This is a genomic window from Pseudomonas sp. FJ2-5-13 (assembly GCF_029201605.1).
Taxonomy (GTDB): Bacteria; Pseudomonadota; Gammaproteobacteria; order Pseudomonadales; family Pseudomonadaceae; genus Aquipseudomonas; species Aquipseudomonas lactis.
Map to the genome: position 1 here is coordinate 1,971,235 of NZ_CP104045.1, position 24,816 is coordinate 1,996,050.

Genomic DNA, 24,816 nt, shown 5'->3' on the forward strand with positions numbered 1-24,816 from the left:
TAGGGTGAGGTGTGCGCGTTGTCATTAGTAACCTAACTGTCTATACTCGGCCACCGACCGCCAAGGGCTTTTGGGCTTGCTTTCATTGGGGGTCGCACTCCCTGGGTGGTGCTTACCTGACCAGTCGCACTCCCCAACAACTTTGCCCTGATTGTTAGGGGCTCTTCAGTGTGAAAAAAAGCCGTGAATAGCCAACGACCTGTAAACCTAGACCTAAGGACCATCAAACTCCCCATCACCGGCGTTACGTCGTTCCTGCACCGTGTTTCCGGCATCATCCTGTTCCTGGGCTTGGGCATCATGCTTTATGCATTGAGCAAATCCCTGGGTTCCGAGGAAGGATACGCCGAGGTGAAGGCATGCTTGACCAGCCCGCTGGCCAAGTTCGTAGCATGGGGCCTCCTGTCCTCTCTTCTGTATCACCTGGTAGCCGGTGTGCGCCACTTGATCATGGACATGGGCATCGGTGAGACGCTGGAAGGCGGCCGCCTGGGCTCGAAAATCATTGTCGCCATTTCCGTGGTGCTGATCGTTCTGGCAGGAGTTTGGATATGGTAACCAGCGTAACGAATCTGTCGCGTTCGGGCCTCTATGACTGGATGGCACAGCGTGTGTCTGCGGTCGTTCTCGCGGCTTATTTCATTTTCCTGATCGGATACCTCGTCGCAAACCCGGGCATCGGCTATGAGCAATGGCACGGCCTGTTTTCCCATAATGCGATGCGAATCTTCAGTCTGCTGGCCCTTGTAGCCCTGGGCGCTCACGCCTGGGTTGGCATGTGGACCATCGCGACTGACTACCTGACGCCGATGGCGCTGGGCAAGTCCGCGACTGCAGTACGTTTCCTCTTCCAGGCAGTATGCGGCGTTGCGATGTTCGCTTACTTCGTCTGGGGTGTGCAGATTCTTTGGGGTATCTGATTCATGGCTAACATTCCAACTATTTCATTCGACGCCATCATTATTGGTGGCGGCGGTGCTGGCATGCGCGCTGCGCTGCAACTGGCCCAGGGCGGTCACAAGACTGCCGTGATCACCAAGGTGTTCCCGACGCGTTCCCACACCGTATCGGCCCAGGGTGGCATCACCTGCGCCATCGCCTCCGCCGACCCGAACGATGACTGGCGCTGGCACATGTACGATACCGTCAAGGGTTCCGACTATATCGGTGACCAGGACGCTATCGAATACATGTGTCAGGAAGGCCCGGCCGCGGTGTTCGAGCTGGACCACATGGGCCTGCCGTTCTCCCGTACCGAGCAAGGCCGTATCTACCAGCGTCCATTCGGCGGCCAGTCCAAGGATTACGGTAAAGGCGGGCAGGCTGCCCGTACCTGCGCTGCGTCCGACCGTACCGGTCACGCGCTGCTGCACACCCTTTACCAAGGCAACCTGAAAGCCGGTACCACGTTCCTGAACGAGTACTACGCGGTTGACCTGGTCAAGAACGCGCAAGGCGAGTTCGTTGGTGTGATCGCCATCTGCATCGAAACCGGTGAAACCACCTACATCCGCGCCAAGGCAACTGTTCTGGCGACCGGTGGTGCAGGTCGTATCTACGCGTCGACCACCAACGCCCTGATCAACACCGGTGACGGCGTTGGCATGGCTCTGCGTGCTGGCGTACCGGTACAAGACATCGAAATGTGGCAGTTCCACCCGACCGGCATCGCCGGCGCCGGTGTACTGGTGACCGAAGGTTGCCGTGGTGAAGGTGGTTACCTGATCAACAAGCACGGCGAGCGTTTCATGGAGCGTTATGCTCCGAACGCCAAAGACTTGGCCGGTCGTGACGTTGTGGCCCGTTCGATGGTTAAAGAAATCATCGCCGGTAACGGCTGTGGCCCGAATGGCGACCACGTACTGCTCAAGCTCGATCACCTGGGCGAAGAAGTGCTGCACAGCCGCCTGCCTGGTATCTGCGAGCTGTCCAAGACCTTTGCCCACGTTGACCCGGTAGTTGCTCCGGTTCCGGTGGTTCCAACTTGCCACTATATGATGGGCGGCGTGCCGACCAACATTCATGGCCAGGCAATCACCCAGAACGCTGAAGGCGAAGACGAGATCATTCATGGTCTGTTCGCGGTAGGCGAAGTGGCTTGCGTATCGGTTCACGGTGCCAACCGCCTGGGCGGCAACTCGCTGCTCGACCTCGTGGTATTCGGTCGCGCGGCCGGCCTGCACCTGGAGAAGGCGCTGACCGACGGCATCGAATACGATGACGCCACCGACGCCAACATCGAAGCTGCCCTGGCGCGCCTGAACGCTCTGAACGAGCGCACGGATGGCGAAGACGTAGCAACCCTGCGTCGCGAGCTGCAAAGCTGCATGCAGAACTACTTCGGTGTGTTCCGTACCGGCGAATACATGCAGAAGGGTATTGCCCAGTTGGCAGACCTGCGCAAGCGTATCGCCAACGTCAAGATCAACGATAAGAGCCAGGCGTTCAACACCGCTCGTATCGAAGCCCTTGAACTGCAAAACCTGCTGGAAGTGGCTGAAGCGACGGCGATTGCCGCCGAGGTTCGTAAAGAATCCCGTGGTGCTCACGCTCGTGAAGACTTTGAAGATCGCGACGACGAAAACTGGTTGTGCCACACCCTGTACTTCCCGGGTGACAAGCGCGTAACCAAGCGTGCCGTGAACTTCTCGCCGAAGACGGTGCCGACGTTTGAACCGAAGATTCGGACTTACTAAGGGTGGCTGCCATGTTGAAAGTCAGTGTTTATCGCTACAACCCTGATCAGGACGCTGCGCCGTTCATGCAGGAATTCCAGGTCGATACCGGCGGTAAAGACCTGATGGTGCTGGATGTGCTGGCACTGATCAAAGAGCAGGACGAGGGTTTCTCCTATCGTCGCTCTTGCCGTGAAGGTGTGTGCGGTTCCGACGGCATGAACATCAACGGCAAAAACGGCCTGGCGTGCATCACGCCGCTGTCCGCCGTGGTCAAAGGCAACAAGCTGATCGTTCGTCCACTGCCAGGTTTGCCGGTTATCCGTGACCTGGTGGTCGATATGAGCATCTTCTACAAGCAATACGAGAAAGTTAAGCCGTTCCTGCAGAACGACACGCCGGCTCCGGCCATCGAGCGTCTGCAGTCCCCGGAAGAGCGTGAAAAGCTCGATGGCCTGTACGAGTGCATCCTGTGCGCTTGCTGCTCGACATCCTGCCCGTCCTTCTGGTGGAACCCGGACAAGTTCCTGGGTCCAGCTGCCCTGCTGCAAGCCTACCGCTTCCTGGCAGACAGCCGTGATACCAAGACGTCCGAGCGTCTGGCTTCGCTGGATGACCCGTTCAGCGTATTCCGCTGCCGCGGGATCATGAACTGCGTCAACGTATGTCCTAAAGGCCTGAACCCGACTAAGGCCATTGGTCACATCCGTAACATGCTGCTGCAAAGCGGCGTGTAACTGACGTTGTAGTAAAGCAGGACCGTTGTGCCCGTAAATGCTGCGGCGCAGGCTTCAACCGGCGCCGTAGTTTTAACTTGAGCAGCGACTTACAAAGCCGCGGCTCTTATTTTGAAGAAATGAGACAAGCAGGGGCATTCGGGTTGGTACCCGAACTATCAGCGTGATCCTAAGTGGCTTGTTTTGGTCGCTGCACTTGGCCTTTTGCAAGCAAACTCGGTGTTTTCGCCGGTGGTGTCCCCAAATCGAGGGTGACCAAGCATGCAAGAAAGCGTGATGCAGCGCATGTGGAACAGCGGCTATCTTTCAGGTGGTAACGCTGCCTATGTGGAAGAGCTTTATGAGCTCTACCTGCACGACCCTAACGCTGTGCCAGAAGAATGGCGCACCAAATTTCAGACGTTGTCTTCAGACGGCAACGCTGCCACCGATGTATCGCACGCAACAATTCGCGATCAGTTCGTGCTGCTGGCAAAGAACCAGCGCCGCGCCCAACCGGTTTCCGCCGGCAGCGTGAGCAGTGAGCATGAGAAGAAGCAAGTTGAAGTACTGCGACTGATCCAGGCCTACCGTATGCGTGGCCACCAGGCAGCCCAGCTTGACCCGCTGGGGCTGTGGCAGCGTCCTGCACCTGCAGACCTGTCGATCAATCATTACGGCTTGACCAATGCCGATCTTGATACGACCTTCCGTGCCGGCGACCTGTTCATCGGCAAAGAGGAAGCGAGCCTACGCGAAATTCACGAAGCGTTGCAGCAGACATATTGCCGCACCATCGGCGCTGAATTCACGCACATCACCGATTCCGAGCAGCGCCACTGGTTCCAGCACCGCCTGGAAGGCGTGCGTGGCCGTCCGGTATTGTCTGCCGATGTGCGCGGCCACCTGCTGGAGCGCGTGACCGCGGCCGAAGGCCTCGAGAAATACCTGGGCACCAAATACCCAGGCACCAAGCGTTTCGGCCTGGAAGGCGGCGAAAGCCTGATTCCGATGCTCGACGAGCTGATCCAGCGTTCCGGTTCCTATGGCACCAAGGAAATCGTGATCGGCATGGCTCACCGTGGTCGCCTGAACGTGTTGGTCAACACCTTCGGCAAGAACCCGCGTGAGCTGTTCGACGAGTTCGAAGGCAAGAAGAAGGTCGAGCTGGGTTCCGGTGACGTTAAATACCACCAGGGCTTCTCGTCCAACGTGATGACCACCGGCGGTGAAGTTCACCTGGCCATGGCATTCAACCCCTCCCACCTGGAAATCGTTTCGCCAGTGGTCGAGGGTTCGGTACGTGCTCGCCAGGATCGTCGTAACGACGCCACCGGTGAGAAAGTGCTGCCGATTTCCATCCACGGTGACGCGGCATTCGCCGGTCAAGGCGTGGTCCTGGAAACGTTCCAGATGTCGCAGACCCGCGGCTTCAAGACCGGCGGTACCGTTCACATCGTCATCAACAACCAGGTGGGTTTCACCATCAGCAACCCGTTGGATGCGCGCTCCACCGAGTACGCCACCGACGTTGCCAAGATGATCCAGGCGCCGATCCTCCATGTGAATGGCGATGATCCGGAAGCCGTGCTGTTCGTGACCCAACTGGCTGTCGACTACCGCATGCAGTTCAAGCGTGACGTGGTCATCGACCTGGTTTGCTACCGCCGTCGCGGTCACAACGAAGCGGACGAGCCAAGCGGCACCCAGCCGTTGATGTACCAGCAGATCACCAAGCAGCGCACCACCCGTGAGCTGTACGCCGAAAGCCTGACCAAGGCCGGCGTTGTTGACGATGCGCGTGTTCAGGCGAAAGTCGACGAATACCGCAACGCGCTGGACAACGGCCTGCATGTAGTGAAAAGCCTGGTCAAGGAACCGAACAAAGAGCTGTTCGTTGACTGGCGCCCCTACCTGGGTCACACCTGGACTGCACGTCACGATACCTCGTTCGATTTGAAGACGTTGCAGGAACTGTCCGCCAAGCTGCTGGAAATTCCCGAAGGCTTCGTCGTACAGCGCCAGGTTGCGAAGATCTACGAAGACCGTCAGAAGATGCAAGCCGGCGGCCTGCCGATCAACTGGGGTTACGCCGAAACCATGGCGTACGCGACCCTGGCGTTCGAAGGTCACCCGATCCGCATGACCGGCCAGGACATCGGCCGCGGTACGTTCTCGCACCGTCATGCTGTATTGCACAACCAGAAAGACGCGGGCACCTACATCCCGTTGCAGAACCTGTACGAAGGCCAGCCACGTTTCGACCTGTACGATTCGTTCCTGTCCGAAGAAGCCGTACTGGCGTTCGAATACGGTTACTCGACCACCACGCCTAATGCGCTGGTGATCTGGGAAGCCCAGTTCGGCGACTTCGCCAACGGTGCCCAAGTGGTGATCGACCAGTTCATCACCAGCGGCGAGCACAAGTGGGGCCGTCTGTGCGGTCTGACCATGCTGCTGCCACACGGTTATGAAGGTCAGGGGCCAGAGCACTCCTCGGCCCGTCTGGAGCGTTACCTGCAACTGTGCGCCGAGCACAACATCCAGGTGTGCGTGCCGACGACCCCGGCCCAGATCTACCACTTGCTGCGTCGCCAGGTGATCCGTCCGCTGCGCAAGCCGCTGGTGGTGCTCACGCCGAAGTCGCTGTTGCGTCACAAACTGGCCGTTTCGACCCTGGAAGATCTGGCCCAAGGTTCGTTCCAGACCGTGATTCCAGAGATCGACACGCTGGACGCCGCCAAGGTCACTCGCCTGATCCTGTGCAGCGGCAAGGTCTACTACGATCTGCTGGAAAAACGCCGTGCCGAAGGCCGCGAAGACATCGCCATCGTGCGTATCGAGCAGCTTTATCCGTTCCCGGAAGATGACCTCATGGAGATCATCGCGCCTTACACCAACCTCACTAACGTTGTGTGGTGTCAGGAAGAACCGATGAACCAGGGCGCTTGGTACAGCAGCCAGCATCATCTGCGTCGCAGCATCGGCAACCACAACAAGGCCTTGGTCCTTGAGTACGCCGGTCGTGATGCTTCTGCTGCACCTGCCTGTGGTTATGCGTCGATGCACGCCGAGCAGCAGGAAAAACTGCTGCAAGATGCTTTCACTGTTTAACGCCTTCGCGCTGACTGAAACCGAATTTTAAGGACCTACAGATAATGGCTATCGAAATCAAAGCCCCGTCATTCCCGGAATCGGTTGCCGATGGCACCGTTGCCACCTGGCACAAGAAACCAGGCGAGGCCGTCAAACGTGACGACCTGATCGTCGACATCGAGACCGACAAAGTCGTTCTGGAAGTGTTGGCCGAAGCTGACGGCGTGCTGGGCGCGATCGTTGCTGAAGAGGGCGCTACCGTTCTGTCGAACCAGGTACTGGGTTCGATCGAAGAGGGCAGCGCTGCTGCCGCTCCTGCTCCTGCCGCCGCTGCACCGGCTGCTTCTGCCCCTGCTGCACCGGCTGCGGGTGGCGAAGACCCAATCGCTGCACCGGCTGCGCGTCAACTGGCTGAAGAAAACGGCATCAACCTGGCTTCCATCAAGGGCACTGGCAAAGACGGCCGCGTGACCAAGGAAGACGTGGTTGCCGCCGTTGAAGCCAAGAAGAACGCTCCGGCTGCCGCACCTGCCAAGGCTGCAGCGCCTGCTGCCGCTGCGCCTGTGTTTGCTGCGGGCGACCGCACCGAGAAGCGCGTACCGATGACTCGCGTACGTGCCACCGTGGCCAAGCGCCTGGTTGAAGCACAGTCGAACATGGCGATGCTGACCACTTTCAACGAAGTCGACATGACCGAAGTCATGGCCCTGCGTTCGAAGTACAAAGACCTGTTCGAGAAGTCCCACAACGGCGTGCGCCTGGGCTTCATGTCGTTCTTCGTGAAAGCGGCCACCGAAGCGCTGAAGCGCTTCCCGGCAGTCAACGCTTCCATCGACGGCGGCGACATCGTTTACCACGGCTACTCGGATATCGGCGTTGCCGTCTCCAGCGACCGTGGCCTGGTGGTTCCAGTACTGCGTAACGCCGAGCTGATGAGCCTGGCCGAAATCGAAGGCGGCATCGCCGGCTTCGGCAAGAAAGCCCGTGACGGCAAGCTGACCATCGACGAGATGACCGGCGGTACCTTCACCATCACCAACGGTGGTACCTTCGGTTCGATGATGTCGACGCCGATCGTCAACCCACCGCAAGCCGCGATCCTGGGCATGCACAACATCATCCAGCGTCCGATGGCCATCAACGGCCAGGTTGTGATCCGCCCAATGATGTACCTGGCACTGTCTTACGATCACCGCCTGATCGACGGTAAAGAAGCCGTGACGTTCCTCGTGACCATCAAGAACCTGCTGGAAGACCCGGCTCGCCTGCTCCTGGACATCTGATAGAAGCAGTTGCACGTTGCGAGCTACAAGCTGTAGGAAAAAGCAGCTTGGCTTGCAACGTGTAGCTAGAAGCTTGTCGCAAATAGAGGATCTATTTTCATGACACAGAAATTTGACGTTGTAGTGATTGGTGCAGGCCCTGGCGGCTATGTTGCCGCCATCAAGGCCGCGCAACTGGGCCTCTCCACGGCTTGCATCGAAAAATACACCGACAAGGAAGGCAAACTGGCGCTGGGCGGCACTTGCCTGAACGTAGGTTGCATTCCGTCCAAGGCGCTGCTGGACAGCTCCTGGAAATTCCACGAAGCCCAAGACGGCTTCGCGATCCACGGCATCAACCATGCTGGCGTGACCATGGACGTGCCAGCCATGGTCGGCCGTAAAGCCAACATCGTCAAAGGCCTGACTTCCGGCGTTGCCACCTTGTTCAAGGCCAACGGCGTGACTTCGATTCAAGGCCACGGCAAGCTGCTGGCCGGCAAGAAAGTTGAAGTCACCAAGCCAGACGGTTCGGTTGAAGTCATCGAAGCCGAAAACGTGATCCTGGCCCCAGGTTCGCGTCCAATCGACATTCCACCTGCACCTGTTGATAACAACGTGATCGTTGATTCGACCGGCGCCCTGGAATTCCAAGCCGTACCTAAGCGCCTAGGCGTGATCGGCGCTGGCGTGATCGGTCTGGAGCTGGGTTCGGTATGGTCGCGTCTGGGCGCTGAAGTCACCGTGCTGGAAGCCCTGGATACATTCCTGCTGGCTGCCGACACCGCGGTGTCCAAGGAAGCGCTGAAAACCCTGACCAAACAAGGTCTGGACATCAAGCTCGGCGCCCGTGTTACCGGTTCCAAGGTCAACGGCGAAGAAGTCGTAGTGACCTACACCGATAAAGACGGCGAGCAGACCATCACCTTCGACAAGCTGATCGTCGCCGTGGGCCGCCGCCCAGTGACCAACGACCTGCTGGCTTCCGACAGCGGCGTGAACATCGACGAGCGTGGTTTCATCCACGTTGACGATCATTGCGCCACCACTGTGCCTGGCGTCTATGCCATTGGCGACGTGGTTCGTGGCATGATGCTGGCCCACAAGGCTTCCGAAGAGGGCATCATGGTTGTTGAGCGCATCAAGGGTCACAAGACCCAGATGAACTACGACCTGATCCCATCGGTTATCTACACCCACCCGGAAATTGCATGGGTCGGCAAGAACGAACAGCAGTTGAAAGCTGAAGGCGTTGAAGTTAACGTCGGCACCTTCCCGTTTGCCGCTTCTGGCCGTGCCATGGCAGCTAACGACACCGGTGGTTTTGTCAAAGTCATCGCTGATGCCAAGACTGACCGCGTATTGGGCGTCCACGTGATTGGCCCAAGCGCTGCAGAACTGGTTCAGCAAGGCGCAATCGGCATGGAATTCGGCACCAGTGCCGAGGACCTGGGCATGATGGTCTTTTCCCATCCGACCCTGTCCGAAGCGTTGCACGAAGCCGCGTTGGCAGTGAATGGCGGCGCCATCCACATCGCCAACCGCAAGAAGCGCTAAGCGAGATAATAAGAAACCACGGCGGAGTTGCCCGTCGTGAGCCTTGCGCGCAAGACTCACCGCGGAATATCCGCTGGACGCAGCCTTGCGCAGCTTTACGGGCCATAAGCCCCGCAAGTTGCGCAAGCAGCAGTCACAGGTGGCGCGGCACTCATAATGAGCGCAGCGCCGAATGCGCAGTACCTAACGAAGACGGTAAAAAGCATGAATCTTCACGAGTATCAGGGTAAGCAGCTGTTCGCTGAATACGGCCTGCCAGTTTCCAAGGGCTACGCAGTAGACACCCCGGAAGCAGCAGCAGAAGCTTGCGACAAAATCGGCGGCAGCGAGTGGGTTGTAAAAGCCCAGGTCCACGCCGGTGGTCGCGGTAAAGCGGGCGGCGTCAAGCTGGTTCGCAGCAAAGAAGACGCCAAGGCCTTCGCACAGCAGTGGCTGGGCAAGCGTCTGGTGACTTACCAGACTGATGCCAATGGCCAACCAGTCACCAAGATCCTGGTTGAATCGTGCACTGATATCGCTAAAGAGCTGTACCTGGGCGCTGTCGTTGACCGTTCGAGCCGTCGCATCGTGTTCATGGCTTCCACCGAAGGTGGCGTGGACATCGAGAAAATCGCTCACGAAACCCCAGAAAAAATTCTGAAGGCCACTATCGATCCACTGGTTGGCGCGCAGCCATTCCAGGGTCGCGAGCTGGCTTTCCAGCTGGGTCTGGAAGGCAAGCAAGTTGCCCAGTTCGCCAAGATCTTCGTTGGTCTGGCCAAACTGTTCCAGGATCACGATCTGGCCCTGCTGGAAGTGAACCCGCTGGTGATCAAGGCTGACGGCGATCTGCACTGCCTCGACGCCAAGATCAACATCGACGCCAACGCCATGTACCGTCAGCCTAAGCTGAAGACTTTCCACGATCCGTCGCAAGACGATCCGCGCGAAGCGCACGCTGCCAAGTTCGAACTGAACTACGTAGCCCTGGAAGGTAACATCGGCTGCATGGTCAACGGTGCTGGCCTGGCCATGGGTACCATGGACATCGTCAACCTGCATGGCGGCAAGCCAGCCAACTTCCTCGACGTAGGTGGTGGCGCTACCAAGGAACGCGTTACCGAAGCGTTCAAGATCATCCTGTCCGACTCCAACGTCGCTGCAGTACTGGTCAACATCTTCGGCGGCATCGTTCGTTGCGACATGATTGCCGAAGGCATCATCGGTGCAGTGAAAGAAGTCGGCGTTAAAATCCCGGTTGTTGTTCGCCTTGAAGGTAACAACGCTGAACTGGGCGCTAAAGTACTGGCAGAAAGCGGTTTGAACATCATCGCGGCTACCAGCCTGACCGACGCTGCTCAACAAGTTGTCAAAGCTGCGGAGGGCAAGTAATGAGCGTCCTGATCAATAAAGACACCAAAGTTATCTGCCAGGGTATTACCGGTTCGCAAGGTAGTTTCCACACCCAGCAAGCCATCGAGTACGGCACCCAGATGGTTGGCGGCGTAACTCCTGGCAAAGGCGGCACCGAGCACCTGGGCCTGCCCGTGTTCAACACCGTGAAAGAAGCCGTAGAAGCCACTGGCGCCACCGCCAGCGTGATCTACGTTCCAGCTCCTTTCTGCAAGGACTCGATCCTGGAAGCGGCATTCGGCGGCATCAAGCTGATCGTCTGCATCACCGAAGGCATTCCTACCCTGGACATGCTGGACGCTAAAGTTAAGTGCGACGAGCTGGGCGTAGTCCTGATCGGCCCTAACTGCCCAGGCGTGATCACCCCAGGCGAATGCAAGATCGGCATCATGCCAGGTCACATTCACTTGCCAGGTAAAGTCGGTATCGTTTCCCGTTCCGGCACCCTGACCTACGAAGCTGTGAAGCAGACCACTGACGCCGGTTTCGGTCAGTCGACTTGCGTCGGCATCGGCGGTGACCCGATCCCAGGCTCCAACTTCATCGACATCCTGAAGCTGTTCCAGGAAGACCCGAAGACCGAAGCGATCGTAATGATCGGTGAGATCGGCGGTTCGGCTGAAGAAGAAGCGGCTGCCTACATCAAGGCCCACGTGACCAAGCCGGTTGTTTCCTACATCGCTGGTGTGACTGCCCCTGCGGGCAAGCGCATGGGCCATGCTGGCGCAATCATCTCTGGCGGCAAAGGCACTGCAGACGAGAAATTCGCTGCACTGCAAGACGCAGGCGTTAAAACCGTGCGTTCGCTGGCAGACATCGGCAAGGCCCTGGCCGAGCTGACCGGTTGGGCTGTCAAGTAAGCCTCGCGCTTAGCTGACGCTTCACCACACAAAGGCCACCTTCGGGTGGCCTTTGTGCATTCTGGGTATAACTCGGTTCAATGTGGGAGCTGGCTTGCCTGCGATACAGACACCTCGGTGCATCAGCCAAACCGAGTCGATGCCATCGCAGGCAAGCCAGCTCCCACAGGGTTGTGTATTGCCCAATTAAGTACGAAAACGCGACATTCAAATGTCGCTTATCGGACAGTCCGCCCCGCAACAGTGCGTTTGTCAGGCTAATTCTGTACTCTAGCCGCCTCTTTATGCGTCCGCGTCCCAAAAGGAAGCTGCGCGCTAGACCGGTCGGTCCCCACAAGGGCCGGCAGCATTTCCCTCATCCATAGGGAAGCCCTCTCTAAATTCCGATTCAGTAGTGTGGTATTTCCTCAAATGAAAGTGTTGAAAAGCCAGGATATCCTGGCGCTGGGCTTTATGACCTTTGCCCTGTTCGTGGGCGCCGGCAACATCATCTTCCCGCCTATCGTTGGTTTGCAGTCCGGGCCGCATGTGTGGATGGCGGCGCTGGGCTTTCTGATCACCGCAGTCGGTTTGCCGGTGGTCACCGTGATCGCCCTGGCCAAGGTCGGTGGTGGCATGGATGCGCTGAGCAGCCCGATTGGCAAGATCGCCGGTGGCCTGCTGGCGGCAGCCGCCTACCTGGCCGTGGGCCCGCTGTTCGCGACTCCGCGCACCGCAACCGTGTCGTTTGAAGTAGGCCTGGCGCCCTTGACCGGTGAAAGCCCGTTGGCGCTGTTCCTCTACAGCTCGGTGTATTTTTTGGTGGTGTTCTTTGTCTCCCTGTACCCGGGTCGACTGCTGGACACCGTGGGCCGTTTCCTGGCGCCGCTGAAAATCATCGCCCTGGCCATTCTCGGTATCGCTGCGTTTGCCTTGCCTGCGGGTGAGGTGGGGGTTGCCACGCCGGAATACGTGGCCGCGCCATTCTCCCAAGGCTTTATCAATGGTTACCTGACCATGGATACCCTGGGCGCCCTGGTGTTCGGCATCGTGATCGTCAACGCGATCCGCTCCCGTGGCGTCGAGTCGCCCAAGCTGATCACCCGCTATGCGATCATTGCCGGGCTGATTGCCGGCGTGGGCCTGGCGCTGGTGTACGTCAGCCTGTTCCGCCTGGGTTCGGGCAGCCACGCCGTGGCTGCGGGTGCCAGCAACGGCGCGGCAGTACTGCACGCCTACGTGCAATACACGTTCGGCTCCCTGGGCAGTGGTTTCCTCGCCGTGCTGATTTCCTTGGCATGCCTGGTGACTGCCGTGGGCCTGACCTGCGCCTGCGCCGAGTACTTCAGCAAGATCCTGCCACTGTCCTACAAGACCCTGGTGGTGATCCTGGCGCTGTTCTCGTTGTTTGTGTCCAACCTGGGCCTGACCAAACTGATTGCCTTCTCGATCCCGGTGCTGACCGCTATCTACCCGCCGTGCATCGTGTTGGTGGCCCTGAGCTTCTGCAAAGGGTTCTGGCAGGAACAGGGCCGTATTGTCGGCCCGGTGATGCTGGTGTCGTTCATCTTTGGCTGCATCGACGCACTCAAGGGTGCGGGCCTGGCGGGTTGGATGCCAACGCAGTTGGTAAACCTGCCGTTGAGCGAACAAGGCTTGGCGTGGCTGGTGCCGTCGGTGATGACGCTGGTGGCGGCGGTGGTGATTGACCGTATGCTGGGCAAGCGCAGCGAAGCCATCGCGTAACACGCGGTTCGTGCTGTACTGAAATGCCCCGTATCAAACGATGCGGGGCATTTTTTTTGCGTATGAGGTTACATATTTCTAAACTTGTGAACCGGTAATGTGGGAGCGGGCTTGCTCGCGAATGCGGTGTGTCAGCAAACTAATATGCAGCTGGCACACCGCATTCGCGAGCAAGCCCGCTCCCACAGTTTGACCGCGTTTTCACCATGGCTACCCTGTACAAGGACCTACATGTCGTTTGTCGAAATCAATCAAGTTCATCTGCTTGCAGCGCTCTGGTTTGTCATCTGCTGGGGCGGCTACACCCGTTACGCAACCTGGAAAGCCCGGGACACGGCGTGCCTGGCCAGTGTGTTGCACCTGTACCGTGAAGACTGGATGCGCCGCATGCTGCTGCGCGATAACCGCATCGCCGACGCCAGTGTGATCGGTAACCTGGAGCGCAATGCCTCGTTCTTCGCCTCCAGCACCTTGATCATCCTCGCCGGTATCCTCACGGTGCTGGGGGCTTCGGAACGCGCAGTGTCACTGCTGGCGGACATTCCCATGGTGCAGCAGGCATCCCAGGGCATGTCGGAGATCAAATTGCTGTGCCTGGCATTGGTGTTCGTCTACGCCTTTTTTACCTTCAGCTGGTGCATGCGCCAGTACAACTTCGCGGCGGTGCTGGTGGGCTCGGCGCCCATGATCGGTGAGCGGCATGTGTCGGAGCAGGAGCGCAAGGCATTTGCTTTGCGGGCGGCGCGAGTGATTTCGATGGCGGCCAACCAGTTCAACTTTGGCCTGCGTGCTTATTACTTCGGCATGACCATGCTGGCCTGGTTTGTCAGTCCCTGGTTGTTCATGTTGATGAGCAGCGGGGTGGTGTTGGTGCTGTACCGCCGCGAATTCCATTCCGATGTATTGCAGGTGATGGTCTACACCCCTACCGATATGCAAGCAGTCGAGGCTGTAAAAGACGGCGCATCGTAGCGCTGGCAGCAAATAGCAGACAAAGAAAAGCCCGCTTAGTCAGCGGGCTTTCTTTTTGCTGCAATACAGCTTTAAACCGTGCGATTACTGCTTGGCAGGTTCTGCTGGTGCGGCAGGTGCAGCTTCTTTTGCAGCAGCTTCGTTCGATTCGGCCTGAGCTTTGGCAGCTTCGGCGTTTTCTTTCGCAGCGTCGTTCACTTTATCCTGTGCTTTAGCCATATCTTGCTGAGCTTGCTCAGAATGTGCAGCAGCGTCTTGGGCTTTGTCTTCGGATTTCTTGTCGCAGGCAGCCAGACCGAGAGCAGCGGCCAGCATCATGGAAATAGCTAATGTCTTACGCATGGGGTGTTTCTCCTTATTGAAGATATCTACTGGCCTTTCGAACCCAAGGGGCCAGCATTAGTTCCTTATGTCCCACAGATATATAGCATGTTTCGTACAGGAACTTTACCCAGTCATTCCCATCCGCCGAATTCACACTAATAAGAGTCTAAAAACAATGACCGAAAACCCGTTGTTAGAGCGTGCCACACGCTTTGTTTCGGCCCTGCGCCATTGCCAGGTGCTGGGGGTGAGTGTTCATGAAGCCAGCGAGGAGGGCATGACCCTCGTACTGCCGTATGGGCCGCATATCGTCGGTGACCCCCTGAGCGGGGTGATCCACGGCGGCGCGCTCACCTCGTTGATGGACACCGCGTGCGGCATGGCGACCCTGTGCGTATTGCCCGAATTCGAAGTGTGCCCGACCCTGGACCTGCGCATCGACTACATGCATCCCGCCGAACCCCACAAGCCGGTCTATGGCTTCGCGCAATGCTACCGGGTGACCACCGACGTGATCTTCACCCGTGGCGTTGCCTATCAGGATGACCCGCAACAACCTATTGCCCATGTGGTGGGCACGTTCATGCGCATGGGCAAGCGCCTCAAAGGCACCCAAGGCTTGGGCACGGTCATCAAGGGAAAGCAGGCATGACGCATCGGTTCAAGACCCGCCTGGAGCAAGCCCTCGATCGTGGCAACTACGATGCGCTGCTCGACCTGGTGCCCTATGCCAGGCTGATCGGCATCGAATGCACCCGTCTGGGGGATGAGTTGCTGTTTCGCCTGCCGGCCAACAAGGACAATATTGGTAACCCTATATTGCCAGCGTTGCATGGCGGGGTGATCGCCGGCTTCATGGAGCTGGCCGCCGCCCTGCACCTGCTGGTGTTCACGGGCGCTCCGGGCCTGCCGAAAATCATCGACTTCTCCCTGGATTACCTGCGCGCCGGCCAGTTTCGGGACACCTATGCCAAGTGCCAGGTATGGCGCCAGGGCCGGCGCGTGGCCAACGTGGCGATTACCGCCTGGCAGAGCACTGCGGCCGAACCGATTGCCACCGCCCGCGCACATTTCAAGATTGAGGAATTGGCTCGCCCTTGAAATCCTGGCCTGAGCCCCCAACTTTGATGACAACCCGCCGCCAACCCTTTCGGGCGCGGCCACTGCCATCCAATTGGAGTTTGATGACCATGAGTGTGGAAACTCAAAAGGAAACCCTGGGCTTCCAGACCGAGGTGAAGCAACTGCTGCACCTCATGATCCATTCGCTGTATTCCAACAAGGAAATTTTCCTTCGCGAATTGATCTCGAACGCCTCTGACGCTGTCGACAAATTACGTTTCGAAGCCCTGTCCAAGCCTGAATTGCTGGAAGGCGGCGCGGAACTGAAGATCCGTGTGAGCTACGACAAAGACGCCAAAACCGTCACTCTCGAAGACAACGGTATCGGCATGAGCCGTGACGATGCGATCACCCACCTGGGGACCATCGCCAAATCCGGCACCGCAGATTTCATGAAGAACCTGTCGGGCGACCAGAAAAAAGATTCTCACCTGATCGGCCAGTTCGGCGTGGGCTTCTATTCGGCCTTCATCGTCGCCGACAAGGTTGAAGTTTTCAGCCGCCGCGCCGGCCTCGACGCCAGCGAAGGCGTGCACTGGGCTTCCAAGGGCGAGGGCGAATTTGAAATCGCCACTATCGACAAGGCTGACCGCGGCACCCGCATCGTGCTGCACCTGAAAGCCGGTGAAGACGAATTCGCCGATGGCTGGCGCCTGCGCAACATCATCAAGAAGTACTCCGACCACATCGCGTTGCCGATCGAGTTGCCCAAGGAACAGACCGTTGCCGAAGGCGAAGAAGCTCCGGCGGTGGAATGGGAAACCGTCAACCGCGCCAGCGCCCTGTGGACCCGTCCGCGTACCGAGATCAAGGACGAGGAATACCAGGAGTTCTACAAGCACATCGGGCACGATTACGAGAACCCGCTGAGCTGGAGCCACAACAAGGTTGAAGGCAAGCTCGAATACAGCTCGCTGCTCTACGTCCCGGCCCGTGCTCCGTTCGACCTGTACCAGCGTGAAGCGCCAAAAGGCCTGAAGCTCTACGTGCAGCGTGTGTTCGTGATGGACCAGGCGGAATCCTTCCTGCCGCTGTACCTGCGCTTTATCAAAGGTGTGGTCGACTCCAACGACCTGTCGCTGAACGTCTCGCGGGAAATCCTGCAGAAAGATCCGATCATCGACTCCATGAAGTCGGCGCTGACCAAGCGCGTACTCGACATGCTGGAAAAGCTGGCGAAGAACGAGCCTGAGCAATACAAGAGCTTCTGGAAAAACTTCGGCCAGGTCATGAAAGAAGGCCCGGCGGAAGATTTTGCCAACAAGGAAAAAATCGCCGGCTTGCTGCGTTTTGCTTCGACTCAGGGCGAAGACGGCGAGCAGGTTGTGTCCTTGGCTGACTACCTGGCGCGCGCCAAGGAAGGTCAGGACAAGATCTACTACCTGACCGGCGAAACCTACGCTCAGGTCAAGAACAGCCCGCACCTGGAAGTCTTCCGCAAGAAAGGCATCGAAGTGCTGCTGCTGACCGACCGTATCGATGAGTGGCTGATGAGCTACCTCACCGAGTTCGACGGCAAAACCTTTGTCGACGTGGCCCGTGGTGACCTGGACCTGGGTAACCTGGACTCCGAAGAAGAGAAGAAAGAAGCCGAAGAAGTCGCCAAGTCCAAAGAGGGCCTGGTTGAGCGCATCAAGGCTTCCCTGGGCGACGCGGTCAGTGAAGTGCGGGTTTCCCACCGCCTGACCGACTCCCCGGCGATCCTGGCTATCGGCGAGCAAGACCTGGGCTTGCAGATGCGTCAGATCCTCGAGGCCAGCGGGCAGAAAGTGCCGGACTCCAAGCCGATCTTCGAATTCAACCCGTCTCACCCGCTGATCGAGAAACTCGATGGCGAGCAGAGCGAAGAGCGGTTTGGCGACCTGTCGCACATCCTCTTCGACCAGGCCGCCCTGGCAGCCGGCGACAGCTTGAAGGACCCGGCCGCGTATGTGCGCCGACTGAACAAGCTGTTGGTTGAATTGTCGGTTTAACACCGATGTAGAAAAACCCGCTTCGGCGGGTTTTTTCGTTCTGGCTCTACTGTAGGAACTAGGCGTCCCCCTCGCTCCTACAGGGAGCATCGTCAATCCATCTAAATTGGGGAAAATGATGAGCCAAGTCACTGTACGTTCTGTGGTCTATCAGATTGATGGCCAGTCTTATGAAAGCCGTCTGGCGTTCGATGCCAGCCACAAAGCTCCGTTGCCGGGCTTGCTGATGGCGCCGAACTGGATGGGCGTGAGTGCGGGGGCCGAAGAGATCGCCAAGGCCGTTGCTGGCAAAGGCTACGTGGTGTTGATTGCCGACCTCTACGGGCAAAACGTACGGCCTTCAAATGGCGATGAGGCCGGTGCGGCGATGATGCCGTTGAAGGATGATCGCCCGCTGCTGAACAAACGCATGCAAGCGGCCTTCGAGCAACTGCAAGGCCAGACTGAAGCAGCAGTGGACACGTCGAAACTGGCCACCTTCGGCTTCTGCTTTGGCGGTTGCTGCTCCCTGGAACTGGCCCGTACCGGTGCGCCGTTGAAGGCCGCTGTGTCGTTCCATGGCACCCTGGATACACCGAACCCGGCGGATGCGAAGAACATCAAGGGTTCAGTGCTGGTGCTGCATGGCGCCGCGGACCCGTTGGTGCCCAAAGAGCAACTGCCGGCGTTCGAAGATGAAATGAACGCGGGGGGTGTGGATTGGCAGTTGCTCAGCTACGGCGGCGCAGTGCACTCCTTCACCGACCCCCATGCCAATGTGCCAGGCAAGATGATGTACGACGCCAAGACCGCTGCTCGGGCGTTCCAGGCGATGCATAACTTGTTGGATGAAGTGTTCAAGGGCTGATGCTTCGGCGCCTGTTCGGGCCTATTCGCGAGCAAGCCCGCTCCCACATTTGACTGCGTTCACAGGTCGAAATGTGGGAGCGGGCTTGCTCGCGAATGCTATTTAACAGGCAACTCGATTCTTTCTGACTCCCCCGGCACAGTGGGCCAATCCCCAGCCGCCCAGCGCTGCCTCGCCTGCTCGATCACCGCCGGATCACTCGCCACAAAATTCCAGTTGATCCGCCGCGGCCCATCCAGCGGCGCCCCGCCAAATACCATCAGGTGGCAATCACTCTCGGCATACAGGGTCATCTCCTGCCCAGTCGGCAATACCACCAGACTGTTCACCTCCAGCGCTTCACCGTCCAACTGCACCTCACCCTCCAGCACATACACCGCACGTTCCTCATGCTCATCGGCAATCAGCAGAGTCGTGGCGGTTTGCATCTGCACTTCGGCATACAGCGTCGGCGACAGCACCGGCACCGGGGATCTGAGGCAAAATCCATTACCGGCGATCAAGCGGATTTGCACACCGAGGTTATCGCTCACCGGCAAGCTCGCCGCGGGGTGATGGCTGTAGTGTCCAGGCCCCGTCTCGTGGTCCTTGGGCGAGGCCAGCCACACCTGCAGGCCATGCAGGTTGAAACCCCTGGCCTTGACCGCTTGCGGTGTGCGCTCGACGTGGGCAATCGCACTGCCGGCAGTCATCCAGCTGACATCGCCGGCTTGCACCACCTGGTCCGAGCCAAGGCTGTCCTTATGCTGCAAGGCGCCTTCAAACAGGTAGGTGAGAGTGGACAGGCCAATGTGGGGATGCTGGCGGATATTCATGCCGGTACCGGGCGCGTAGCGGGTCGGCAGCATATGGTCGAAAAACACAAAGGGCCCGACGCTACGGCATTCACGCGAGGGCAGGGGGCGCAGGATGGGCTGGCCTTCTACATCTTCGGGGCGAGGGCGAATTACGGTGAGGGGGGTCATGGGCATCCCAGTCTGAGCGGGTTGGATGCGATGAAGCATAACCCGCTCGGTGGGAAGTTGGGGCTATTGGCTGAAGGCGCCTTCCGACAATTTCGTCTCGATAGTGACTTCGGCGGTGGTCATCAGCTTATGTACCGGGCACTTATCGGCCACCCGATGCAGTTCATCGCGCTGGGCGTCGGTGAGCACGCCCTTGAGGGTCAGCTTGACGTTGAGCTTGTATTTACCCTTCTGCTCCTCAGTGCTGTCGTGGGTGACCTCCACGGTCACGCCGGTCAGCGGGATATCTTTTTTCTGCGCGTAGAGCCTTACGGTCAAGGCTTTGCACGACGCCAGCGCAGCATCGAAATAATCGTGAGGGGAGGGCGCCGAATCGTCACCGCCCAGGCTCTTGGGCAGGTCGGTAAACAGCTCGTGATTATTGATATTCACGCTGTGACGGAAGTTTTCAGCGTTGAGCGTATTGACGGTAACAGGCATGGCAAACCTCGTAAGGGCGCAGGATGAAGGTCATGCAGTTATAGAGCATGCTGGCACTCCAGTGTTCCGGTTTTTTCCATGCTGAACCCGCAAGGCTGGCGCAAGGTCTACCCGTATCCGCCCTTATTGAGGTTTTACCGTGTCTGGAGCCCGCCTGAGTCTCGCCTTGTTGCTCGCCGCCAGCAGCCTTGCCGCGCAGGCCCGTGACTATGCCTACAGCGACGCGCACCTGCATTACGTGGATTTTTTCCAGGAAACCGCCGGCATGGACAAGCTGCTCAAGGCCATGGCGGACAACCGCGTAGAGCACGTCATGATTTCCGGGATTCCCGTGGCCAAGAAATGGCACGAAGACGAGCCCAAGCGCCCGCGCTACTACGCCGGTGATGACGCCGATGCCTATTGGTACAGCGCCACGGATGTGATCGTCGCGGCGGCGGTCAATAAACTTTCCCCCGCGCAACGCCAGCACTTTCATCCGTTCCTGGCCGGTTTCAATCCCAACGACAAAAACTCTGCGGCCCATATCCAGCGCATGCTCGACCTCAACCCAGGGCTGTGGCAGGGCATCGGTGAAGTGTTCACCCGGCACGATGACCTTACCGCCCTGACCTCCGGCGACACGCCGCGTGCCAATAACGAAGCCATGACGCGCATCTACCACCTGGCGGCCGAAAACGACCTGCCGGTGATGCTGCACTCCAACATCACCTCCAAGCGTGAGCGCAACCCGCTGTACCTGGCGGAAGTCGAGCAGCCGTTACGCAACCACCCGCACACGCGTTTTATCTGGGCCCATGCCGGTACCAGCAAGGAAATCCACCGTCATCAGGTGCAAATGGATTTTTTGCTGCCCACCTTGAATCGTCTGCTTGAGGCGTATCCCAACCTGTATATCGACTTGTCCTGGAGCATGCTCACGCCGTATCTGCTGGATGACGCCGGCAAGCCACGGCCGCAATGGGTAGCGCTGGTAGAGCGCTTCCCGGACCGGTTCATGCTCGGCTCAGACGTCGTCGGACGCTTCAACAAGTTGGGCAAGGAAATGCGCCGCTTCGACCCTTTCCTCGATGCGTTGCCCGAAGACGTTGCCCACAAGGTCGCGCGCGACAACTTCCTGGCCATCCTGCCCAAGCCGCATCGCGATGGCGATGCGCGTTGATATCGCGTTTTGGTCTTACGCCAATGACCTGAGGTGCCGATAACGTCCAAGAGACCCGCTGCAGGTGGATGCAGTACTTTTGGAAGGAACCCTGGCATGAATATCCGCAGTTTGAATATCGCCCCTCGCGCCGGCCTGGGCTTTGGTGTGCTGGCGTTGATGGTGTTCGTCTTGGGCGGCTTTGCCCTGTTGCAGATGGCCAATATGCGCCAGCAGTCGGACCAGGTGGAGACCAACTGGCTGCCCAGCGTGATGGCGGTAGGGGAGATGAACCAGGATGTGTTGCGTATTCGGGCGCTGACGTTGCGCTTGCTGGTCAACCGCGACCCCCAGGCGGTGGCGCAGAACGAGCAGAAAATCGCCGAGATCAAAACCGATTTGCACCACGCTGAAGGCGTGTACGAGGCGTTGATTGTCTTGCCTGAGGAGCGCGTGCTGTTTGATCGTTTCAAGGTCGAGCAGCAGCAGTACTTGCAACGCCAGGAGCAGGTGGTGGGCTTATCCAAGGCCAATCGGCTGGAGGAGGCCATTGCGGTGGTCAATGGCGAAATGAATCAGATGGCCGACCAGATGGCTGTCACCCTGCGTGAGCTGGTCAATCTGAATAAGTCCAGCGCCAACGAGGCCGCCCGGCTGGCACAGCAGGTGTTCAGCCAGTCGCGGGTCTGGGTGATGGTCATGATTGGCGTCACAGCGTTGATCACGATCGGCCTGGCGGTGTGGCTGACGCGCAGCATCGTGCTGCCACTGGCACAGTCGTTGAAAGTGGCCCAGGGCGTTGCCAGTGGCGACTTGACCGGCGAGATCAGGCTCAGTGGCAGCGACGAGCCGGCGCGCTTGCAGCAGGCGCTCAAAAGTATGCAGGAGAGCTTGCGCGACACTATCCGGCGCATATCAGAGTCATCGAACCAATTGGCGTCGGCTTCCGAAGAACTCAGTTGTGTCACCGAGGATTCGACCCGCGGTTTGCACCAGCAGAACCAGGAAATCGAACAGGCGGCCACGGCGGTCAATCAGATGACGGTGGCGGTGGAGGAGGTGGCGAGCAATGCCGTGGCCACTTCCCAGGCGTCTCGCGAATCCGACCGTATTGCCCAGCAGGGGCGTGAGCAAGTACAGCAAACCGTGGTGTCGATTGAAGCCCTGGCGACCGATGTGACCGCCAATGTGACCCAGGTCGAGGAGTTGGCGCAAAAGGTCTATGGCATCAGCACAGTGCTGGACGTGATTCGCTCGATTGCCGAGCAAACCAACTTGCTGGCCCTGAACGCGGCCATTGAAGCGGCGCGAGCCGGGGATGCCGGGCGCGGGTTTGCGGTGGTGGCCGATGAGGTGCGGGCCTTGGCCCATCGCACCCAACAGTCGACCCAGGAAATCGAACAGATGATCAGCGGCATTCAGCAGGGCACCGACCTGGCCGTCAGCTCGATGCAGCAGAGCAACACGCGGGCGCGCTCCACATTGGACATCGCCAAATCGGCGGGCATGGCCCTGGAAGAGATTGCCTCGGCGTTTACCTTGATCAACGAACGCAATCTGGTGATCGCCAGTGCCTCGGAGCAGCAGGCGGCGGTGGCGCGGGAGGTGGATCGCAACCTGATGAATATCCGCGACCTGGCGCATCAGACCTCTACCGGCGCTAATCAGACCAGCGCAGCGAGCCATGAGTTATCGCGGTTGGCGGTGGATCTGAATTCGATGGTGGCGCGGTTTTCGGTGTAGGGCGGGAAACCGGGTTGGCCCATTCGCAGGCAAGCCAGCTCCCACACTGGACCGCGTTTCTCCAAGGTGAGCACGGTCGAATGTGGGAGCTGGCTTGCCTGCGATGAAGGCGACGCGGTTTCAAATCAAAGCACAAAAAAAGCCCCGAACCAGTCGGGGCTTTTTCATGTGATCAACCTGCGGGGCTTACTTGCCCTGCCAGCGCTTCAGTACCAGGGTGGCATTGGTGCCACCAAAGCCAAAGCTGTTGCTCATCACGGTGTCGATCTTGGCGTTTTCAACGGTCTTGGTCAGGATCGGCATATCGGCCACAACCGGATCAATTTCGTCGATGTTGGCCGAGCCGGCCATGAAGTTACCTTCCATCATCAGCAGGCAGTAGATCGCTTCGTGAACGCCAGCGGCGCCCAGTGAGTGACCCGACAGGCTCTTGGTGGAGCTGATCTTCGGAGCCTTGTCGCCGAATACCGCACGCACGCCTTCCATTTCCTTGGCATCGCCGACCGGGGTCGAGGTGCCGTGGGTGTTCAGGTAGTCGATTGGGGTGTCAACGGTGGACATTGCCATCTGCATGCAGCGGATGGCGCCTTCACCGCTTGGCGCAACCATGTCGTAGCCGTCGGACGTCGCGCCGTAGCCAACGATTTCCGCGTAGATCTTGGCGCCACGGGCCAGGGCGTGTTCCAGCTCTTCAACCACGACCATGCCGCCACCGCCGGCGATGACGAAACCGTCACGCTTGGCGTCGTAGGCGCGGGAGGCTTTTTCCGGGGTTTCGTTGTACTGGGTGGACAATGCACCCATGGCGTCGAACAGGAACGACTGGCTCCAATGCTCTTCTTCACCGCCGCCGGCGAACACGATGTCCTGTTTGCCCAGTTGGATCTGCTCAACGGCAGTCCCGATGCAGTGGGCGCTGGTGGCGCACGCGGAGGAGATCGAGTAGTTCACGCCCTTGATCTGGAAGGGTGTGGCCAGGCAGGCGGAAACAGTGCTGCCCATGGTCCGCGTGACACGGTACGGGCCGACGCGCTTCACGCCTTTTTCGCGCAGGATGTCCAGCGCTTCCATCTGGTTGAGGGTCGATGCGCCGCCGGAGCCGGCGATCAGGCCGGTGCGTACGTTCGAAACCTGGTCTTCGCTCAGGCCGGAGTCGGCGATTGCGTCTTTCATGGCCAGGTAGGCGTAGGCGGCAGCGTGGCCGACGAAGCGATAGATCTTGCGATCGATCAGTTCTTCGAGGGGCAGGTCAATGGAGCCGGAAACCTGGCTACGCAGACCCATTTCGGCATATTCCGGGTTGAAACGGATGCCAGGGCGACTTGCACGCAGGTTAGCGGTGACGGTCTCTTTGTCATTGCCCAGGCAAGAAACGATGCCCAGACCAGTGATAACGACGCGGCGCATGCGGATAACCCTTAAAAGTTGTCAGTGGAAGTGAATACGCCGACCCGAAGGCCTTCGGCAGTATAGATCTCGCGACCGTCGACAGTTACCGAACCGTCGGCAATGGCCAGGTTCAGCTTGCCCTTGAGGACGCGCTTGATTTGAATGTTATAGGTGACTTTCTTGGCGCTCGGCAGTACCTGGCCAAAGAACTTCACTTCGCCCGAACCCAGGGCGCGACCGCGGCCCGGCAGGCCTTGCCAGCCCAGGTAGAAGCCGACCAGTTGCCACATGGCGTCGAGGCCCAGGCAGCCTGGCATCACAGGGTCACCTTCGAAGTGGCAAGCGAAGAACCACAGGTCAGGGGTGATATCCAGCTCGGCGACCAATTCACCTTTGCCGTACTTGCCACCCTCTTCGCTGATATGGGTGATGCGATCCACCATCAGCATGTTCGGGGCGGGCAGTTGCGCGTTACCTGGGCCGAACAGCTCACCGCGACTGCAGCGCAGCAGGTCTTCCCGAGTAAAGGCGTTTTGTTTGGTCATGCGAGCTCCTCAATAATCCCATGCGGCAGGGT

Annotated in this window: 22 protein-coding genes; 17 read left to right on the forward strand and 5 right to left on the reverse strand. The window is 58.9% G+C overall.

Annotated elements, in window-relative coordinates:
- Positions 1-183: 183 nt before the first annotated feature.
- From sdhC to N2A98_RS08960, 11 genes are all read left to right on the forward strand, one after another.
- On the forward strand, positions 184-558 hold the full coding sequence (gene sdhC, locus N2A98_RS08910; protein WP_014717729.1) for a succinate dehydrogenase, cytochrome b556 subunit: 375 nt from the start codon (positions 184-186) through the stop codon (positions 556-558).
- On the forward strand, positions 552-920 hold the full coding sequence (sdhD, locus tag N2A98_RS08915; protein WP_003172805.1) for a succinate dehydrogenase, hydrophobic membrane anchor protein: 369 nt from the start codon (positions 552-554) through the stop codon (positions 918-920). Before sdhC ends, sdhD begins: the two co-directional genes overlap by 7 nt.
- 3 nt (positions 921-923) lie before the next feature.
- Entirely contained in the window at positions 924-2,696 is a 1,773-nt protein-coding gene (gene sdhA / locus N2A98_RS08920; protein ID WP_010211741.1) for a succinate dehydrogenase flavoprotein subunit, read from the forward strand.
- 11 nt (positions 2,697-2,707) lie between these two features.
- Positions 2,708-3,412 carry a succinate dehydrogenase iron-sulfur subunit gene (locus N2A98_RS08925; RefSeq protein WP_003172807.1) on the forward strand — a complete coding sequence of 235 codons (705 nt, stop codon included), beginning with the start codon at positions 2,708-2,710 and terminating at the stop codon, positions 3,410-3,412.
- A 261-nt stretch (positions 3,413-3,673) separates the two neighbouring features.
- Entirely contained in the window at positions 3,674-6,505 is a 2,832-nt protein-coding gene (locus tag N2A98_RS08930; protein ID WP_032892637.1) for a 2-oxoglutarate dehydrogenase E1 component, read from the forward strand.
- A gap of 44 nt (positions 6,506-6,549) precedes the next feature.
- A complete protein-coding gene (odhB, locus tag N2A98_RS08935) occupies positions 6,550-7,770 on the forward strand; it encodes a 2-oxoglutarate dehydrogenase complex dihydrolipoyllysine-residue succinyltransferase (protein ID WP_003190009.1) in 1,221 nt (406 codons plus the stop codon).
- Positions 7,771-7,869: 99 nt separating this feature from the next.
- Positions 7,870-9,306, forward strand: a complete 1,437-nt coding sequence (lpdA, locus tag N2A98_RS08940; protein WP_003190010.1) for a dihydrolipoyl dehydrogenase — start codon at positions 7,870-7,872, stop codon at positions 9,304-9,306.
- Between the two features lie 204 nt (positions 9,307-9,510).
- Positions 9,511-10,677: an ADP-forming succinate--CoA ligase subunit beta gene (gene sucC / locus N2A98_RS08945; protein WP_003190011.1), complete on the forward strand. Its 1,167-nt coding sequence runs from the start codon at positions 9,511-9,513 to the stop codon at positions 10,675-10,677.
- Positions 10,677-11,558, forward strand: coding sequence for a succinate--CoA ligase subunit alpha (gene sucD / locus N2A98_RS08950; RefSeq protein ID WP_003190013.1), 882 nt, complete (start codon positions 10,677-10,679; stop codon positions 11,556-11,558). Before sucC ends, sucD begins: the two co-directional genes overlap by 1 nt.
- A gap of 411 nt (positions 11,559-11,969) precedes the next feature.
- Positions 11,970-13,283 carry a branched-chain amino acid transport system II carrier protein gene (gene brnQ / locus N2A98_RS08955; protein ID WP_047710425.1) on the forward strand — a complete coding sequence of 438 codons (1,314 nt, stop codon included), beginning with the start codon at positions 11,970-11,972 and terminating at the stop codon, positions 13,281-13,283.
- Between the two features lie 231 nt (positions 13,284-13,514).
- Positions 13,515-14,255 (forward strand): DUF599 family protein, encoded by a 741-nt coding sequence (locus N2A98_RS08960; protein ID WP_044273014.1) that lies wholly within the window; start codon positions 13,515-13,517, stop codon positions 14,253-14,255.
- Between the two features lie 84 nt (positions 14,256-14,339).
- Here N2A98_RS08960 and N2A98_RS08965 read toward each other — a convergent pair whose 3' ends face one another.
- On the reverse strand, positions 14,340-14,597 hold the full coding sequence (locus N2A98_RS08965) for a hypothetical protein (RefSeq protein WP_003190018.1): 258 nt from the start codon (positions 14,595-14,597) through the stop codon (positions 14,340-14,342).
- A gap of 157 nt (positions 14,598-14,754) precedes the next feature.
- Here N2A98_RS08965 and N2A98_RS08970 point away from each other — a divergent pair, with 157 nt between their 5' ends.
- The 4 genes from N2A98_RS08970 (at position 14,755) to N2A98_RS08985 (ending at position 18,521) form a co-directional block, all read left to right on the forward strand.
- Positions 14,755-15,231: a PaaI family thioesterase gene (locus tag N2A98_RS08970; RefSeq protein ID WP_275623282.1), complete on the forward strand. Its 477-nt coding sequence runs from the start codon at positions 14,755-14,757 to the stop codon at positions 15,229-15,231.
- Entirely contained in the window at positions 15,228-15,680 is a 453-nt protein-coding gene (locus N2A98_RS08975; protein ID WP_044273016.1) for a PaaI family thioesterase, read from the forward strand. Before N2A98_RS08970 ends, N2A98_RS08975 begins: the two co-directional genes overlap by 4 nt.
- Positions 15,681-15,769: 89 nt before the next feature.
- Positions 15,770-17,674, forward strand: a complete 1,905-nt coding sequence (gene htpG, locus N2A98_RS08980) for a molecular chaperone HtpG (RefSeq protein ID WP_044273084.1) — start codon at positions 15,770-15,772, stop codon at positions 17,672-17,674.
- 118 nt (positions 17,675-17,792) lie between these two features.
- Positions 17,793-18,521: a dienelactone hydrolase family protein gene (locus N2A98_RS08985; RefSeq protein WP_275623283.1), complete on the forward strand. Its 729-nt coding sequence runs from the start codon at positions 17,793-17,795 to the stop codon at positions 18,519-18,521.
- 98 nt (positions 18,522-18,619) lie between these two features.
- Here the strand turns inward: N2A98_RS08985 and N2A98_RS08990 are convergent, their stop codons facing one another.
- Positions 18,620-19,486: a pirin family protein gene (locus N2A98_RS08990; protein WP_069558172.1), complete on the reverse strand. Its 867-nt coding sequence runs from the start codon at positions 19,484-19,486 to the stop codon at positions 18,620-18,622.
- 63 nt (positions 19,487-19,549) lie between these two features.
- Positions 19,550-19,966 (reverse strand): OsmC family protein, encoded by a 417-nt coding sequence (locus N2A98_RS08995; protein WP_003190027.1) that lies wholly within the window; start codon positions 19,964-19,966, stop codon positions 19,550-19,552.
- Between the two features lie 139 nt (positions 19,967-20,105).
- Here N2A98_RS08995 and N2A98_RS09000 point away from each other — a divergent pair, with 139 nt between their 5' ends.
- Both N2A98_RS09000 and N2A98_RS09005 read left to right on the forward strand, forming a co-directional pair.
- A complete protein-coding gene (locus tag N2A98_RS09000; protein WP_275623284.1) occupies positions 20,106-21,128 on the forward strand; it encodes an amidohydrolase family protein in 1,023 nt (340 codons plus the stop codon).
- Positions 21,129-21,224: 96 nt separating this feature from the next.
- Complete coding sequence (locus N2A98_RS09005; protein ID WP_275623285.1) at positions 21,225-22,850, forward strand: methyl-accepting chemotaxis protein; 1,626 nt, start codon at positions 21,225-21,227, stop codon at positions 22,848-22,850.
- A 186-nt stretch (positions 22,851-23,036) separates the two neighbouring features.
- Here N2A98_RS09005 and fabB read toward each other — a convergent pair whose 3' ends face one another.
- Together fabB and fabA are read right to left on the reverse strand one after the other, a co-directional pair.
- On the reverse strand, positions 23,037-24,257 hold the full coding sequence (fabB, locus tag N2A98_RS09010; protein WP_003190033.1) for a beta-ketoacyl-ACP synthase I: 1,221 nt from the start codon (positions 24,255-24,257) through the stop codon (positions 23,037-23,039).
- An 11-nt stretch (positions 24,258-24,268) separates the two neighbouring features.
- On the reverse strand, positions 24,269-24,784 hold the full coding sequence (gene fabA, locus N2A98_RS09015) for a 3-hydroxyacyl-[acyl-carrier-protein] dehydratase FabA (protein WP_003190035.1): 516 nt from the start codon (positions 24,782-24,784) through the stop codon (positions 24,269-24,271).
- Between the last annotated feature and the right edge of the window lie 32 nt (positions 24,785-24,816).

What these genes read in the sequence shown, in the direction of transcription:
- N2A98_RS08990 (WP_069558172.1), bottom strand. Translation starts at nt 19,486, where the DNA reads ATGACCCCCCTCACCGTAATTCGCCCTCGCCCCGAAGATGTAGAAGGC.
- N2A98_RS08970 (WP_275623282.1), top strand. Translation starts at nt 14,755, where the DNA reads ATGACCGAAAACCCGTTGTTAGAGCGTGCCACACGCTTTGTTTCGGCC.
- N2A98_RS08965 (WP_003190018.1), bottom strand. Translation starts at nt 14,597, where the DNA reads ATGCGTAAGACATTAGCTATTTCCATGATGCTGGCCGCTGCTCTCGGT.
- N2A98_RS08995 (WP_003190027.1), bottom strand. Translation starts at nt 19,966, where the DNA reads ATGCCTGTTACCGTCAATACGCTCAACGCTGAAAACTTCCGTCACAGC.
- N2A98_RS08925 (WP_003172807.1), top strand. Translation starts at nt 2,708, where the DNA reads ATGTTGAAAGTCAGTGTTTATCGCTACAACCCTGATCAGGACGCTGCG.
- sdhA (WP_010211741.1), top strand. Translation starts at nt 924, where the DNA reads ATGGCTAACATTCCAACTATTTCATTCGACGCCATCATTATTGGTGGC.
- N2A98_RS08960 (WP_044273014.1), top strand. Translation starts at nt 13,515, where the DNA reads ATGTCGTTTGTCGAAATCAATCAAGTTCATCTGCTTGCAGCGCTCTGG.
- N2A98_RS08930 (WP_032892637.1), top strand. Translation starts at nt 3,674, where the DNA reads ATGCAAGAAAGCGTGATGCAGCGCATGTGGAACAGCGGCTATCTTTCA.
- N2A98_RS08985 (WP_275623283.1), top strand. Translation starts at nt 17,793, where the DNA reads ATGAGCCAAGTCACTGTACGTTCTGTGGTCTATCAGATTGATGGCCAG.
- fabB (WP_003190033.1), bottom strand. Translation starts at nt 24,257, where the DNA reads ATGCGCCGCGTCGTTATCACTGGTCTGGGCATCGTTTCTTGCCTGGGC.
- N2A98_RS09005 (WP_275623285.1), top strand. Translation starts at nt 21,225, where the DNA reads ATGAATATCCGCAGTTTGAATATCGCCCCTCGCGCCGGCCTGGGCTTT.
- sucD (WP_003190013.1), top strand. Translation starts at nt 10,677, where the DNA reads ATGAGCGTCCTGATCAATAAAGACACCAAAGTTATCTGCCAGGGTATT.
- sucC (WP_003190011.1), top strand. Translation starts at nt 9,511, where the DNA reads ATGAATCTTCACGAGTATCAGGGTAAGCAGCTGTTCGCTGAATACGGC.
- odhB (WP_003190009.1), top strand. Translation starts at nt 6,550, where the DNA reads ATGGCTATCGAAATCAAAGCCCCGTCATTCCCGGAATCGGTTGCCGAT.
- htpG (WP_044273084.1), top strand. Translation starts at nt 15,770, where the DNA reads ATGAGTGTGGAAACTCAAAAGGAAACCCTGGGCTTCCAGACCGAGGTG.
- fabA (WP_003190035.1), bottom strand. Translation starts at nt 24,784, where the DNA reads ATGACCAAACAAAACGCCTTTACTCGGGAAGACCTGCTGCGCTGCAGT.
- lpdA (WP_003190010.1), top strand. Translation starts at nt 7,870, where the DNA reads ATGACACAGAAATTTGACGTTGTAGTGATTGGTGCAGGCCCTGGCGGC.
- sdhD (WP_003172805.1), top strand. Translation starts at nt 552, where the DNA reads ATGGTAACCAGCGTAACGAATCTGTCGCGTTCGGGCCTCTATGACTGG.
- N2A98_RS08975 (WP_044273016.1), top strand. Translation starts at nt 15,228, where the DNA reads ATGACGCATCGGTTCAAGACCCGCCTGGAGCAAGCCCTCGATCGTGGC.
- brnQ (WP_047710425.1), top strand. Translation starts at nt 11,970, where the DNA reads ATGAAAGTGTTGAAAAGCCAGGATATCCTGGCGCTGGGCTTTATGACC.